Raw genomic sequence first — 14021 nt, forward strand, 5'->3', positions numbered from 1 at the left:
ATACAAGGTGTATCGGGTCAACGCGGTGTGGGATGCCGACATGGATGCGGAGATTCCCCCATGTGGCTCGCTGCGGCATCATCCGGCAGCCCGGGCTTGAAACAACGCTAACGGTGGTGGGCGACGACGGAAGGACGCGCGTGCCGAAATGGTGCCCGGAAAACCGAACCCGGCTTTCGTTGCGGGCCTGGAGATCACTGGGTCGCTGGATGAGCAACAACTCTCTCACGCCACGCGAACGCGATATCGTGCAGCCGGTTGTCAGAGGAAAACGTTGCAAACAGATGGCTGCCGAACTGGGAATCGCCGAGGTCACGCTAAAGATCCACAAACGCAATGCGATGGAGAAAATGGGAGCGAAATCGCTTGCCGAATTTGTCATCAAGGCAAATGCACTGGGGCTGTGCGACATCGAGTCAAACGACAGCACCGCGTACCGCATCCCTGCGCGAATCGGTACTCCGTCGTCGCCCAATGCGCTCTCCCCAAGCCGGCGATGAAGAACGGCTAATCCTTCTGATCGAAGCAGCAAAAGCTTGACCGGTGCGCCGTCTGTTACTCTGGGCTTACCGCTGGGAAGCGGGCGGGGCATTTGTCCAGCCATTCCGTGAGCGCTGGCGATCGGGTTTGAACAGGAAAAGGAGCATCAATGAGGCGGGTGGGCGTATATGTCGACGCTAGCAACGTAGGAATGAACGGCGGCCACGGCATGCGGTTCGATGTGCTGCGGGAATTGGCATGCCGGGCTGGCGGCGAGGCGCAGCGTCTCAACGTGTATCTGGCCTTCGATCAGCGCCGCGCGGATAGTTTCCCGGAATATGCGACGAAGGCGCGAGGCTATCAGTCGGCCTTGCGCGACCAGGGGTTTCGGGTGACAGTCAAGCAAGTCAAGCACTTCACCGACGAAGACGGAAACGAGGCATCCAAATCGAACGCTGACCTCGACATGGCCGTTGACGCTCTGACGGAATCGGAGCGGCTCGACACGGTATTGCTTGTAACCGGTGACGGTGATTTCGTGCAGGTTGTCCGTGCTCTCCAAAGCAAGGGGTGCAGGGTAGAGGTTCTGGGTTTCGAGAATGTATCGAAAGAGTTGCGGGACGCCGCTGATCAGTACATGAACGGGTATCTGATTCCGGGGCTGCTGCCGACGCGTGACGCGATCGATTCGCGCGCTCGTTGGGGACAGACAGGCAGCCGGGTGCGCGGTCTCTGCAATCGATTCTTTGCCGACGATGGATACGGATTCATCGGGTATTGGCCTTCGGTGCCGCAAAGTTCGGTGTTGACCGCCAGTGAAACGCAACCCGTGTTCTTCCGGCCCGCTTCGCTGGTCGACGCGACGGCGATTTCGAAGTTACCATCCCGTGCTCTTGTGCTCGAATTCGATCTCGTCGAGCCTGCGAAGCCGGGTAGTGCCCCTGAGGCCAGACGAATAGAAATTGTCACGGCTGTTTAACGCATTTGAAAGGTGCCTTCGCACCGCGTTACAGGAACTACAAAAGACAGTGGGTAAAGGTCCGGCGCGCCCCGCGCGCCCCGCATGACGGCCGGTAGCCGAAAATGATGGATTGTGAAGATGAGAACGTTTGAACGCGGATTAGCCGTATTAACGCTGATTGGAACGCTGCTTTCATTGACGGGCTGCAACACAGTTGCTGGCGTCGGCCAGGACATCTCGGGCTCGGCGCGTGCCGTTCAGCGGTCACTGTGACGCGCTGACCGCTCCGCTCAGAACCCGCTCAACTTCGCCACGCATAGGTATCGGCGCAACCGCTCCAAAACCAAGCGTAGAAAGAGCGGCCGCAATATTCGCGTAACGCGCAGCGGAAAACGGATCGTCGCCGGCCAGAAGGCGCGCAACGAACGCTCCGCCGAAGCAGTCGCCTGCGCCGGTCGCGTCGATCGCACTCACCTGATGGGCAGGCACCAACCGCCGCTCGTCCGGCGTCGCGACATAAGCCCCTTCGCGTCCGAGCTTGAGCGCCACGACACGTGGCCCACGCTCGAGCAGGAAGTCGATAATCGCGTCGCGAGTGGCAAGCCCGGTCAGCGCAGTGACATCGTCCCAGCTCGGCAGGCAAATGTCGGTCTGGCGAATGACTTCGAGCATGGTCGCGCGTGCGCGGGCCAGCGGCCAGAGGTTGAGCCGCAGATTGGTGTCGAACGAAACGCGCACTCCGTGTTCGCGTGCATGTGCTATCGCGCTGAATGCCGCATCGCAGGCCGCGGTTCCGATCGCCAGACTCACGCCGGACAGGTGCAATACCGAAGCAGCCGCGAGTCTATCCAGCGGAAGGTCGACTGCCGCGTAACGGCTTGCGGCGGATCCGGCGCGCAGATAGTCGAACTGATGGCCAGCGGGTGTCTGCGAGACGAAATAGACGCCGGTTGGTGCCGACGTGTCGATTCGAACAGCCGAAGTATCGACGTTTTCCCGCTGCCAGAGTGCGAGAAGCAGGCGCCCGAATCGGTCGCCACCCACCGCTGAAACGAAGCCGCTCGTCGCTCCCTGACGGGCTGCGGCGATACAGAAATTCGATGTATCACCGCCGAATCCCTGCAGATACTCTGTACCGCCCGAAGAACGTTCGCTGAATTCGATCATCGCTTCGCCAAACGCGAGGATATCGATCGGCCGTTTTTGTTCTGCATCCACCATGTGTCGATCCATTCGTCTTATAACGCGACATCGATGAGATCCTGATCTTTCACGATGCCGATGTTGCTTTGCTGGCTAATGGCAGATCATGTGAGGCCAGCAACTTGCGCAGGTGTGGCTGCGCTGCCGGCAACGACAGCGAGTCGGCCAGTTCGACGAGCGGCAGTATCCGGCGTTTGACCTTCTCGCGATGGTTGGCGGCAATATCCGAAATGCGGTGAGCGAGAAAGGGATTCAGGAACCGCTCGCGAACGCTGTCGATGTACGTAAGGGCCTCGCTTTGCAGACCCATTGCGTCGAAAACGAGCAATACCTCGTCGTGCCACACTGCCTCGAGCCCGCTGCGCACGCGGGCGTCGTTCATTGCCTCCAGCACCGTTTGTTCGGAAGGGCGGCGTTCGCCGATCCACTGGTCGGCAAGCCACGTATGGCCTAGATTGAGAAAAAACAGTTTGAGCTGCGCATAGCGTCGCAGGTCGTCGGTCAACACGATCTGCTCGTGGGTACACGGGAGTTCCATAGCCGCACGCCGCTCGATTGCCCACAACGCGTAGGGTTCCGCTACCGCGCCTACCGGTTCGATCGGCTCCGACACGATACGGTCGACGAGCGAATTGACCCAGACGCAATCCTCCCGCAGATAACGAAGGAAGGGTTCGGGCATCGACCATTGCTGTGCGATATCGAGCACGATATCGCGTAACGTGTCGCCGTTTCTGTCGATGAGTTCGCACGGGTAGATCGATACACCGTGCTGCGGGCGCGCACGCCAGCGAGCATTGAGCAATACCAGCAGTTTCGCGGGGTAGCTGTGCGGCACGAGCGCGTCGTTTGCAAGCAGGCTGGCCGAGTCGCGGTTATCGAGCTGATAACCGGCATCGGCGGTGTTCGATACGATCACGCGTACTTCCTCGACCACCGCGCGTCGGATAGTGGCCCAGTCGGTATCGGCGACCCACGCATTGCGTACCGCGCGGCACTCGACCACCCGGTCCACTACGTTGCCGCCTTCCCGGCCTCGTATATGTACGGGATAGCAATCTGCTTCGGCAAGCGCCGCGATCCGCGCGCGACTTGAAGCGCTTGCCGTCGTTTGCACGACGCTGATGCCCCCCATCGCGTTGTCGCGCTCAAGCGCCTCGGAGACAAAGAGCGCGACATGCGCGAGAAGAAACCGGCTGGTGCCGAACTGGAGTATCGGTGTGCTCATGGTGCAATCCTGGTTCGCCGACGGCTGCCCTTAGCATTCGACCAGCGCTTTCACGACTGTCTGTCCCGGTTCCAGCAGGCGAGGGAACGCGTCCGGCACGTCGGCAAGCCGCATACGGTGCGTGTTCAGCGCCTGGTCCGGAATCTTGCCGCTGCGCATTGCGTCGAGCACGGTTTCGAAATCGGCGGCGGTTGCGTTGCGGCTCGCAAGCAAGGTTGTCTCGCGCTTGTGGAATTCGGGATCCGAAAAACTGACCTGGCCGGGCACGATCGAGATCAGCGTGTATTTGCCGCCGTGTGCAACGAAGCCGAAGCCCCGGTTCATTGCGTCGACGTTGCCGGTCGCGTCGAACACGACATCGAAGAATTCGCCGTTCGTCAGCGACGACAATTGCGCGGTGTCGTCCGGACCTACCGGCACCACGGCGTCCACATCGAGTTGCGAACTGCAGAACGCGAGGCGGTCGGCGCGCGTATCCAGACACACGACGTTGCCGCCACGCAGTTTCGCGAAGATCATGGCCGCCATGCCGATCGGCCCCGCGCCGACCACCAGTACCCGTTGCCCGGCCTGCACGTCCGCACGCCGTACCGCATGAGCGCCGATCGCGAGGAATTCGAGCATGGCGGCCTGGTCTAGCGACACGCCTTCTGCCTTGTGCACGAACTGCGCCGGCACGCTCAGATACTCGGTCATCGCGCCGTCGCGATGCACGCCGAGCACCTTGATGTTCACGCAACAGTTGGTCTTGCCCTGGCGGCACGCAACGCATTTTCCACAGGAGAGATAAGGCATCACGTAAACGCCGTCGCCAACCGCGAGCCCTGAATCGCCGTCCGCTTCGACCACGATGGCCGACAACTCATGGCCCATGACGCGCGGATATTCGAGGTACGGCTGGTTGCCGGTGAAAATATGGAGATCGGTGCCGCAGATGCCGACACGGCTGACACGCAACAATACTTCTCCAGCCTTGCGCACAGGCACATCGGATTGCTGCGCGCGCAGCACGCCGGGGGATTCGCAAACTACGCTAAGCATGTTGATATCCTTTTGAACGGTTCAATCAGTTCTGCGCTTCAGGGAGGGGTACCGGCTCGTCAATCAGTTGCTCGCGACGCAGTGCGGCCCAGAGGTCTGCCGGTATCGGCTGCTCCAGCCACGCGATACTCTGCTGCAGCTGCGATACGCTGCGCGCACCGATGACGCACGACACCACCGCTGGATGCGCGAATGGAAACTGCAGCGCGGCGGCGGGCAGCGGCACTGCGAAGCGCCTGCATACCGCCGACAACCGATCAACCTTTGCGACGACTTCGGCGGGGGCGTCCGAGTAATTGAACTTGCCGTTACCCGCCAGCACGCCGGAGTTGAATACACCGCCGACAACAATCGCCGTCTTCACTTGCAAGCACCTGTCGAGCAGCGGTCCCAGCGCAGTCTGTTCCAGCAGCGTATAGCGGCCTGCGAGCAGGATCGCGTCGAGTGCTACCTCATTCAATGCGTCGACGGCGACTTCCCACTCGTTGACTCCAAGACCGATCCCGCCTATCTCGCCGCTCGAACGCAGCGCGAGCAGTGCGCGAAAGCCACCGCCGTCGGTCAGTTGCGTCCAGTAGTGCGCATGTCGCGCGCCGTGCGTCATGCGGCCGATGTCGTGAACGTAAAGCATGTCGATTTGCGCGAGCCCGAGGCGCTGCTGACTGTCCTCATACGATCGCATGATGCCGTCGTAGGTGTAGTCGTATTCCGGACGGAACGGCAGCGGTTCGGCCCAGTTATCGTCGCCCGGCTTGACGCCGGGGTCAGCGCGCATCAATCGGCCAACCTTGGTGCTCAGCGTGAATGCGCTGCGCTCGCGCCCGCTGAGCGCGCGTCCGACGCGCCGCTCGGAGAGCGTGTAACCGTAGTACGGCGCCGTATCGAAGTAACGCAGCCCGGCCGACCACGCGGCATCGGCAAGCGCAGCGGCGTCGGTGGCGGCCATCGGCTCGTAGAGCCCGCCGAACTGCGAACAGCCAAGACCGAGCGCAGTCATCGACAGGCCGCTGTGCGGCAGGGTGCGTGTTTCACTTGCCTTCATGAAGTGCAGGGCGCCTTTAACGGTTGTCGTCAATAGAGAACGTTCTTCGCTTCCTGCGAATCGAGGTTTTGCTTGTCGACCATCACGACGCCCGTGTCGACCTGCTTTTGCGCGGGCTTGTGCTCGATTACGCCGACTACCGTCTCGATGCCCTTGTGTCCCATCTGCCACGAACCTTGCACGGCGATGGCCTGCACCGTGCCGTCGCGCACGAACCCTTGCAGATCCTCGTTGCCGTCAAAGCCGATCGCGACGAGCTTGCCTGCCTTGCCCGTTTGCTTGAGCGCGCGGCCCACACCGACCGCGGTCGGTTCGTTCGCGCCGAAGATGCCCTTCAGGTCAGGATTGGCGGACAGCACGTCGGTGGTCTGGTTCAGGGCCATGGCCATCTGCGACTGCGAATAGTATGGTCCGACCACTTGCAGCTTCGAGTGGCTGGCGATGTATTTGCGGAACCCGCCCACGCGGCTCACTTCCGATCCGGCACCTGGCACGTATGACATGATCGCGATCTTGCCGGTCTGTCCGACGCGATCGATCAGCGCTTTCGCGCACAACTCGCCGGCCTTCTCATTGTCGGTCGACAGGAACGACTGGTAGTACCCCTTGCCCGAATCCGAAATGGCCGAATCGATCAGCACGACCGGGATATGAGCGTTCCATGCCTGCTTGATCGCGGGGACCAGCGCGTCCGGATCGGACGGAGCGAGCACGATGCCCGCGACATGCCGGTTCACCGCGTTCACGACCATGTTGACTTCATCGGTGATATCCGATTCGGCAGCCGGGCCCTGAAACGTCATCGTGTAGCCCTTCTCGTTGGCAAGCGCCGCGTTAGCGCCTTTCTGCACGTTCTGCCAGTAATTCGAGTTGACTGTCTTGACGATCACGGCAATCTCGCCGCCTGCCGCATAGGCGCCGCTGCTGAACGCTGCACAAAGCAATGCGGAAACTGCCAGCATCGGGAATTTGTTCATGTCTCGCTCCTGTCTGTGGTGGTTAGACTTCTTCTGACTGCACTAACGCTTGTATTTACCGCTTGCGGTTGCGAAGCTGATCGATCCAGACGGTGCCGAGAATCACCACACCGATGATGATCTGCTGGATGAAGCTCGACACGCCGTTCATGTTCAGACCGTTGCGCAGCACGGCGATCACGAACGCCCCGATGGCTGTGCCCGAAATCGTGCCGACGCCGCCCATCAGCGAGGTTCCGCCGATCACCGAACTCGCGATCGCGTCAAGTTCGTACATCACGCCTTCATTCGGCTGACCGGTGACGAGGCGCGACATCAGTACACACCCGGTCACGCCGGCAAGCGCGCCAGAAAGCACATAGGTGAACAGCTTGACGCCCTGAACGTTGACGCCGGAGAGCCGCGCCGCCTCCGCGTTCGAACCGACCGCATAGATGTGGCGACCGAGCGAGGTTCTGGAAAGCAGAACGGAGACGACCACAAACAGCACGACCATGATGACGACCGGATACGGAATGCCCGGGAACGTCGTGTCGGGAAAGCCGTCGGCACCGATGTGCGAGATGCGGAACAACGCGCCATTGCCGAGCGTGCCGAACGCGTCGCCGAGGCCGGACACGGGTCGTGCGCCGGTGATCTGCAGTGCCATCCCGCGCGCGACGAGCATCATGCCAAGCGTCGCGATGAACGGCGGCAGACCCATGCGCGTGACGCAGACGCCGTTGATAAAGCCGCACAGCGAGCCCACCAGAATGCCGCCCAGCATCGCGATGGGAACCGGCACCCCCGTTTTGGCCAGCAGCGCCGCACAGACACCGGCAAGCGCGAGTACCGAACCGACCGACAGATCGATGCCGCCGGTAATGATCACGCAGGTCGCGGCCACGCCGAGATAGGCGATCGATGTGACCTGCAGGCCCACGGTCATCATGTTGTCGACCGAGAAGAACGCCGAACTCGCGACCGAAAACGCGATGACGAGAATGACGAGGCTGCCCAGTGCCGCAAATTTCTGTATGAGCTCGCGTCGTCGCTGCTGTGCGGACCGGTTGGCGGACTGAGTGCGATCCGATGTCATCTCAAGCATGAGTGCGCCCCGAAGCGTAGTGCATGATCTCCTCCTGACTGGTGTGTTTCGTTTCAAGAACCGTGGCAATGCGGCCTTCGTGAAACACGGCGATCCGGTCGGTCATGCCAAGCAGTTCGGGCAATTCCGAACTGATCAGCACGACGCCCACGCCATCGGCCGCAAGCCGGTCCATCAAGCCATAGATCGCGAATTTCGCGCCGACGTCGATGCCCCGCGTCGGTTCGTCGAAGAACAGAATCTTCGATCCGCGATAGAGCCACTTGCCGATTACGACCTTCTGCTGATTCCCACCGGAAAGGTTGCGCACGATCTGATTGACCGATGGCGTGCGAATCGCGAGTTCCTGCACATAGCGGGCTGCAATACGCGCTTCCTCGTCGAATCGCAGAAAGCCTGTGCGCGATGTGATGCCGCGAACATTGGCGAGCGTGAGGTTCGCGGCGACCGGCATGCTGAGCGCAAGGCCCTCTTTCTTGCGATCTTCCGAAAGGTAGGCAATGCCGTGGCGAATCGCCTCGCGCGGCGAACTGATCGTGATGGGTCGACCGTGCAATGAAACCGTTCCGCCGTCGAGCGGGTCGGCACCGAAGATCGCGCGTGCAACCTCGGTGCGTCCCGCGCCCATCAGGCCGGCGAAACCGAGAATCTCGCCTTTGCGAAGCTCGAACGAAAGCGGTCCGAACACCGTGTCGCGCCGTAGGTCGTCGACGCTCAGCAGCACCTCGTCTGTCGGCACCGATTGGCGCTGCGGATAAGCATCGTCGAGCGAGCGGCCGACCATGCGCGCCACCACATCGTTCACGGTTAGCGACGCGAAATCGTCGGTCGATATATGCCGGCCGTCCCGCAGTACCGTCACGCGGTCGACGATCTCGGTCATCTCGTCAAGACGATGCGAGATGTAGAGGATCGCAACGCCCGCGGCGCGCAATTCCCTGATGATGCGAAAGAGATGAACGGTCTCCGATTCAGTCAGCGACGAGGTCGGCTCATCCATGATCAGAACCTGCGCGTCGAGCGACAGTGCCTTGGCGATTTCGACCATCTGCTGCTGCGCGATCGACAGTGCGCCGACCTTGGTCGTCGGTGCAATGTTCAACCCGATGCGGGCAAGGCTTTGCGTCGCGTTGGCGTTGAGCCTGCGTCGGTCAATGAAGGGTCCGCGTTTCGGCTCGCGCGCGAGATAGAGATTCTCCGCGATGGTGAGATGTGGAACGAGGTTCAGTTCCTGGTGAATGATCGCAATGCCGGCTTCCTGTGCGTCGGACGTCGACTCGAAATGCACAGGCTCGCCGCGGTAGTGGATGGTGCCGCCATCCGGACGGTACTGGCCGCTGATGATTTTCATCAGCGTCGATTTGCCCGCGCCGTTTTCGCCGCAGATGGCGTGAACCTCTGCGCAACGCAGATCGAGGTTGATGCCGTCAAGCGCAAGCACGCCGGGAAACTGCTTCCGGATGCCTTCAAGCCGCAGGATCGCTCCCTCCCAGGTGCGGCTGTTGGGCTTGTCGACAAGGTCCGGCAGGCTGCGGGGCGAGCTCATCGTGTCTCCTTCGAACGGCCGACCTGGCATGACGCTGGTCGGTCCAGTTCGACGAATTAGACCGCAACACGGGCATTTGGTCAATCCAGTTAAGAAATATATAAATTGACCTTACCGGTTGATGCATTGCCTGTGCGGGCCGGTCATTGCGGGGCTGCCTCGCCCGCTGCTAGACTTGGCTCGCCGATCATCGAGCGAACTTTTTACCGGATGCATGGCCGTTCATGAAATCACCCGAACCCAAGCGGCTTTACCAGGCGGTAGCCGCGCAAATTCTCACGCTGATCCGTCAGGGCGAGTTTCCCGTCGGCGAGCGTCTGCCGCCCGAGCGTGAACTTGCGCTCAGGCTCGGCGTGTCGCGTCCGTCATTGCGTGAAGCGCTGATTGCGCTCGAGATAGGGGGGCGCGTCGAGATCCGGATGGGTTCGGGGGTGTACGTGCGTGACACAGGCGCGGACGATGAGAACACGGTTGACGCGTTAGGCGACAGTCCATCGGAGCTGATGCAGGCGCGTGCGGCCATCGAGGGCAGCGTGGCGGCGCTTGCTGCCGCGCGCATGACGGCAGCCATGGCAGAGCGCCTGCGACGTACTGTCGAGCGGATGGGCAAGTTGGCCGCGGGCGGTAAAACACCGGTGGATGCCGACCGTCAGTTTCATATGCTGATCGCGGAGGCAGCGGGCAATTCGGTGCTCGCGCGCTTTGTCGGCGAACTGTTCGATAGCCGCCACGACCCCATCGCAGCGGCAATGCGCGACCACACTGAGAGCGCGAAGACGTGGACGGACGCGGTACGCGAACATGAAGATATTCTTCGCGCACTGCAATCAGGTGACCCGATCGCGGCACAGACCGCGATGCGTGCTCATCTCCGGGCGTCTGAAGAGCGCTGGATCAGTGGCGCGCTAAAGCGTGATACCGAGTGATGCAGCGAGGCCGCGCAGTGCGCGTGCTCACCGCGTGAACGTGTTGAGCGCAACCGGGCCCGCAAAGGAATCGTATTTCCACCAGCTAACGATATGTCCACGACACAAGCGCGAGTAGTTCTGGTTACAGGCGGAACATCAGGTATTGGAAAGGCAACGGTAGAACTCCTCGCACGCGACGGAGCACACGTCCTGTTTACCGGGCGGCGTAAAGAGATCGGCGCCGCGATTGCGGCCGGATTCGCTCAATTGGGTTTGACCGCGGAGTATTACCCGCTGGATCAGACCGATGCTGATGCAACGAGCGAACTGGTCGAGCGTATCTCGACAAAGTATGGCCGCATCGACGGCCTGTTTAACAATGCTGGGATAGTCGTCGGCGGAACCGCAGAGGCGACCAGTGAGGCAGACTGGGCGCAGGTCATGGCGCTCAACGTTACCGCCGTCTGGCGTATGTGCAAGGCGATCATCCCCATCATGCGGCGCTCCGGTGGCGGTGCCATCGTCAACAATGCGTCCGACTGGGGTGTTGTCGCCGGCGAGTCGGCAGTCGCTTATTGTGCGAGCAAAGGCGCCGTGATCCAGATGACCAAAGCGATGGCGCTCGATCATGCCCGCGAAGGCATTCGTGTGAACGCAGTTTGCCCGGGCGATACGGAGGTTGAGCGATGGGCTCAAAAGCGCGCGAGCGCACCGTCGCTGACAGTTGCCGATGGGGCTCCGATGGGACGTTTTGCAAGGCCCGACGAAGTTGCCAAAGCGGTACGCTTTCTCCTGTCCGGCGATGCGAGCTTTATCACCGGAACCGCATTGATCGTGGATGGGGGCAACACTGCACGTTGAGTTGTTGCTATGGCTTCGATGCCGCCCAGCGGCTTAACCGCTGGCGGCGCCTGCTTGCATCGACGTTACTGTACGGTAATCGTCTCCCTCATATTCGGGTGTATGCCGCAAAAGACCTTGTAGACGCCCGGTTTGCTGAACGTGTATTTGAAGGTGTCGTTCTGATCGAGCGCTGTGGAGCGGAACAAACCGGAGTCGCTCACCACCGTATGAGGTTCGTCGTCGAGATTTTTCCATGTCAAGGTGGTACCGGCCTTGATGGTCGTCGACATCGGCGAGAACATGAAGTCCTTGATTGTGACCATATCGGCTTGCTGTGCCTGAGCAACGCATAGCTCGGCCGATGCGGCCAGTATCGACGTTGCCCCGAGGGCTATGAGAAACAGGCGGCGAAGCGTGGGCAATTTCATGACAGAGTCCTGGTGTCTAATGGTGGCTCAACCGCTCACGCAAGCGTCGAATCGGTCAGCGTGGCCTTGGCGGGGGACAGGGCGATCTTCACGTCGGTCACCCCGAGCATCCTGGGTAGCTGGTCGCCCGGCACAGTCAATGGCACGGGGCCGGGACCGTTCCCCGCTGTCGGTTGCGGGTAGGCCGTGGAGCGCGCGGTGTGGAACGTGATGTTTCCTTCCACCTTCGAGACGATTTGATGGATGTGGCCGTTCAGCACGGTGACCGAACCAAAACGCGTCAGGTAGCTCATAGCCTGGTCTGCGTCAGCAGTGCCCCATCCCCACGGCTGGTAGATCGTCCATAGTGGCATGTGCGCAAAGACAACAATCGGCGTACTCGATGAGCGTCCGCTCAGGTCTGCCTTCAGCCATGCCAACTGGTCGTCGCCCAATGCTCCCAAACCATTCGGCTTGAAGTGCATCACGTTGTTGAGGGCGACGAAGTGAACGCCGTTGTGATCGAAGCTGTAATAGCCCTTGTTACCGGAAGCCTGGCCGAAGCGGTTGAAGTACTCCGTGCCGGTCCCGTCGGTCACGTCGTGTTCGCCTGGGACCGTGTGCAATTCGGTGGTGCGCAGTCGCGACAGCAACTGTGATGCATCGTCGAATTGCTGCGCCTTGGAGAGGTGAGTGATGTCGCCCGTATGAATCGTCAGCGCCGGCTTGGCGGCCATCGCATTCACATAGTCGATGGTCTGCGAGAGCGTCGCCGCGACATCGGGATTGGCTTCCTTGTTAAAGCCGATGTGGGTGTCGCTGATTTGCAGGAACAGGGGCGTTCCATGCGTGACGGCGCGATCCTTGTTGCTGGCAGCCTGCGCGACGTCGATGGGTGTGAGCACACCACCGGCCATGACGAAAAGCGTTCCAGCACCGCCGAAAGCGAGGCATTTCAAAGCGCGGCGGCGTGTGGGATCGAATGGGGAATCTGATGACATGGTGTCCTCGTGGGTCGCGATAGGAATGAGGTCGCCGGCGTATCTGAGGGTCTGCATACCCGGGTCACGAAGCAAGACCGCGGGGGCGCTTCGTTTATTCCGGGTATCCGGCATTCAGGTGCCAGTCGGTGGTCTCAGCCTTACCTGAGGCATCAGCGGAGGTAGTTAGGCCTTGAAGTTTCCCGCTGCGACATTCGATGCGAGCGCATGAATGCAAAAAGCCCAGGTATCGCCCTGGACAATCCAGCGGTTCATTGGGCTGCTGAAGGAGAATCTGTTTGAAAGCAAAAGGCGCGCAGATCACTGCGCGCCTCGAAGTTGCCTGCCTGACGCGATTGACTGGACATCCTGGAAAAAGGAGGATGTCATGCATGAATCCGCATCTACAGTGAGCGCTGCAAACGCTGCGCACTCGCGCGCAGCACGGGCAAAAATTTCTCTTCGAGCGTCGCTACGCTGATGCGCCCCGAAAACACGCTGACGCTGATCGCCGCCTCGATCTCGCCGCTGCGATTTCTCACCGGCACTGCCATCGCGGACATGCCGATCTCCAGTTCCTCGTTGCTGATCGCATAGCCTTCTTCCGCTGCGCGGCGTACTGCCTTGAGCACGGCAGTCACATTGGCGAGTGTGCGGTCGGTCAGCCGCTTCATCGGAACGCTTTCCAGATGTGCGCGCACGGTCTCTTCGGGCAGGCCGGATAGCAGCACGCGCCCGGTTGCCGAGCAATACGCGGGCAGACGGCCACCGATCTTCACACCGGTCGACACGATGCGGACTGCTTCGGCTCGCGCGATAAACACCGAATAGCCCTCGTCGAGCACCGCGAGCGAAATCGACTCGTGCAGCGTATCGCGCGCGCTCGCGAGCAGCGGCTGCGCGATCTGCGGCAACGACGACGTGCTGAGGTAAGCGCCACCCAGGCGCAGCATGCGCGGCAACGGCGTAAAGAACTTGCCGTCGTGCGTCAGATAGCCGAGATCGACCAGCGTGAGCAGACAGCGGCGTGCCGCGGGACGGCTCAAGTCGGTCAGGTGCGCAGCGTCCGATACCGTCATGCGCGTGGTGGTTGCGCTGAACGCCTCGATGATGGCGAGCCCTTTTGCAAGGCCCGCCATGCCTTCCTTGACGCGCGCTCCGGTGGCGGCTTCGGTGCCTACGTCGGCACTTCCTTGCGTGCCCGATTCGGTGCCGGATTCGCCATATTCTGCAGACGAGGGTTTGCCCTTCTGCACGTTGACAGATTTTTCGCTGGATGCCATATTGAATCAAATATCGAACAATGTACGGTATTCGA

General features: G+C 61.1%; 14 protein-coding genes. 4 read left to right on the top strand and 10 right to left on the bottom strand.

From position 1 onward, the window contains the following. Positions 1-32: 32 nt before the first annotated feature. Complete coding sequence (locus ACYVNQ_RS19825; protein WP_460904264.1) at positions 33-500, top strand: LuxR C-terminal-related transcriptional regulator; 468 nt, start codon at positions 33-35, stop codon at positions 498-500. Positions 501-649: 149 nt separating this feature from the next. Next, complete coding sequence (locus ACYVNQ_RS19830) at positions 650-1459, top strand: LabA-like NYN domain-containing protein (RefSeq protein WP_460904265.1); 810 nt, start codon at positions 650-652, stop codon at positions 1457-1459. A 246-nt stretch (positions 1460-1705) separates the two neighbouring features. On the opposite strand, the gene ACYVNQ_RS19835 is transcribed toward ACYVNQ_RS19830, so the two are convergent. The 7 genes from ACYVNQ_RS19835 to ACYVNQ_RS19865 are packed head-to-tail and all read right to left on the bottom strand — an operon-like array spanning position 1706 to position 9565. Further along, positions 1706-2662 carry a sugar kinase gene (locus ACYVNQ_RS19835; RefSeq protein WP_460904266.1) on the bottom strand — a complete coding sequence of 319 codons (957 nt, stop codon included), beginning with the start codon at positions 2660-2662 and terminating at the stop codon, positions 1706-1708. Between the two features lie 49 nt (positions 2663-2711). Continuing rightward, positions 2712-3872, bottom strand: coding sequence for a mannitol dehydrogenase family protein (locus tag ACYVNQ_RS19840; protein WP_460904267.1), 1161 nt, complete (start codon positions 3870-3872; stop codon positions 2712-2714). 30 nt (positions 3873-3902) lie between these two features. Then, a complete protein-coding gene (locus ACYVNQ_RS19845; RefSeq protein ID WP_460904268.1) occupies positions 3903-4913 on the bottom strand; it encodes a zinc-binding alcohol dehydrogenase family protein in 1011 nt (336 codons plus the stop codon). 25 nt (positions 4914-4938) lie between these two features. Continuing rightward, positions 4939-5955, bottom strand: a complete 1017-nt coding sequence (locus ACYVNQ_RS19850) for an aldo/keto reductase (RefSeq protein WP_460904269.1) — start codon at positions 5953-5955, stop codon at positions 4939-4941. Positions 5956-5984: 29 nt separating this feature from the next. Beyond that, positions 5985-6932: a substrate-binding domain-containing protein gene (locus ACYVNQ_RS19855; protein ID WP_460904270.1), complete on the bottom strand. Its 948-nt coding sequence runs from the start codon at positions 6930-6932 to the stop codon at positions 5985-5987. 55 nt (positions 6933-6987) lie between these two features. Next, positions 6988-8019, bottom strand: a complete 1032-nt coding sequence (locus ACYVNQ_RS19860) for an ABC transporter permease (RefSeq protein WP_460904271.1) — start codon at positions 8017-8019, stop codon at positions 6988-6990. Beyond that, on the bottom strand, positions 8012-9565 hold the full coding sequence (locus ACYVNQ_RS19865; protein WP_460904272.1) for a sugar ABC transporter ATP-binding protein: 1554 nt from the start codon (positions 9563-9565) through the stop codon (positions 8012-8014). The genes ACYVNQ_RS19860 and ACYVNQ_RS19865 overlap by 8 nt, the downstream gene beginning before the upstream one ends. Positions 9566-9789: 224 nt before the next feature. On the opposite strand from ACYVNQ_RS19865, the gene ACYVNQ_RS19870 reads away from it, so the two are divergent. After that, positions 9790-10491 (top strand): FadR/GntR family transcriptional regulator, encoded by a 702-nt coding sequence (locus ACYVNQ_RS19870; RefSeq protein WP_460904273.1) that lies wholly within the window; start codon positions 9790-9792, stop codon positions 10489-10491. A 93-nt stretch (positions 10492-10584) separates the two neighbouring features. Continuing rightward, the gene (locus ACYVNQ_RS19875; protein ID WP_460904274.1) at positions 10585-11334 is read left to right on the top strand and encodes an SDR family NAD(P)-dependent oxidoreductase; all 750 of its coding nucleotides are present in this window, start codon (positions 10585-10587) and stop codon (positions 11332-11334) included. A gap of 65 nt (positions 11335-11399) precedes the next feature. Here ACYVNQ_RS19875 and ACYVNQ_RS19880 read toward each other — a convergent pair whose 3' ends face one another. The 3 genes from ACYVNQ_RS19880 to ACYVNQ_RS19890 all read right to left on the bottom strand — a co-directional run bounded on the left by ACYVNQ_RS19880 (position 11400) and on the right by ACYVNQ_RS19890 (position 13986). Beyond that, positions 11400-11744, bottom strand: coding sequence for a cupredoxin domain-containing protein (locus ACYVNQ_RS19880; protein WP_460904275.1), 345 nt, complete (start codon positions 11742-11744; stop codon positions 11400-11402). Positions 11745-11779: 35 nt separating this feature from the next. Beyond that, positions 11780-12724 (bottom strand): metallophosphoesterase family protein, encoded by a 945-nt coding sequence (locus ACYVNQ_RS19885; protein ID WP_460904276.1) that lies wholly within the window; start codon positions 12722-12724, stop codon positions 11780-11782. Between the two features lie 383 nt (positions 12725-13107). Continuing rightward, entirely contained in the window at positions 13108-13986 is an 879-nt protein-coding gene (locus ACYVNQ_RS19890; RefSeq protein WP_460904277.1) for an IclR family transcriptional regulator domain-containing protein, read from the bottom strand. Positions 13987-14021: the final 35 nt, after the last annotated feature.

This window comes from Paraburkholderia jirisanensis, assembly GCF_054782355.1.

Bases quoted from the DNA above. Each gene is read 5' to 3' on its own strand.
- ACYVNQ_RS19825 (WP_460904264.1), top strand. From the start codon at position 33: ATGCCGACATGGATGCGGAGATTCCCCCATGTGGCTCGCTGCGGCATC.
- ACYVNQ_RS19830 (WP_460904265.1), top strand. From the start codon at position 650: ATGAGGCGGGTGGGCGTATATGTCGACGCTAGCAACGTAGGAATGAAC.
- ACYVNQ_RS19835 (WP_460904266.1), bottom strand. From the start codon at position 2,662: ATGGTGGATGCAGAACAAAAACGGCCGATCGATATCCTCGCGTTTGGC.
- ACYVNQ_RS19840 (WP_460904267.1), bottom strand. From the start codon at position 3,872: ATGAGCACACCGATACTCCAGTTCGGCACCAGCCGGTTTCTTCTCGCG.
- ACYVNQ_RS19845 (WP_460904268.1), bottom strand. From the start codon at position 4,913: ATGCTTAGCGTAGTTTGCGAATCCCCCGGCGTGCTGCGCGCGCAGCAA.
- ACYVNQ_RS19850 (WP_460904269.1), bottom strand. From the start codon at position 5,955: ATGAAGGCAAGTGAAACACGCACCCTGCCGCACAGCGGCCTGTCGATG.
- ACYVNQ_RS19855 (WP_460904270.1), bottom strand. From the start codon at position 6,932: ATGAACAAATTCCCGATGCTGGCAGTTTCCGCATTGCTTTGTGCAGCG.
- ACYVNQ_RS19860 (WP_460904271.1), bottom strand. From the start codon at position 8,019: ATGCTTGAGATGACATCGGATCGCACTCAGTCCGCCAACCGGTCCGCA.
- ACYVNQ_RS19865 (WP_460904272.1), bottom strand. From the start codon at position 9,565: ATGAGCTCGCCCCGCAGCCTGCCGGACCTTGTCGACAAGCCCAACAGC.
- ACYVNQ_RS19870 (WP_460904273.1), top strand. From the start codon at position 9,790: ATGAAATCACCCGAACCCAAGCGGCTTTACCAGGCGGTAGCCGCGCAA.
- ACYVNQ_RS19875 (WP_460904274.1), top strand. From the start codon at position 10,585: ATGTCCACGACACAAGCGCGAGTAGTTCTGGTTACAGGCGGAACATCA.
- ACYVNQ_RS19880 (WP_460904275.1), bottom strand. From the start codon at position 11,744: ATGAAATTGCCCACGCTTCGCCGCCTGTTTCTCATAGCCCTCGGGGCA.
- ACYVNQ_RS19885 (WP_460904276.1), bottom strand. From the start codon at position 12,724: ATGTCATCAGATTCCCCATTCGATCCCACACGCCGCCGCGCTTTGAAA.
- ACYVNQ_RS19890 (WP_460904277.1), bottom strand. From the start codon at position 13,986: ATGGCATCCAGCGAAAAATCTGTCAACGTGCAGAAGGGCAAACCCTCG.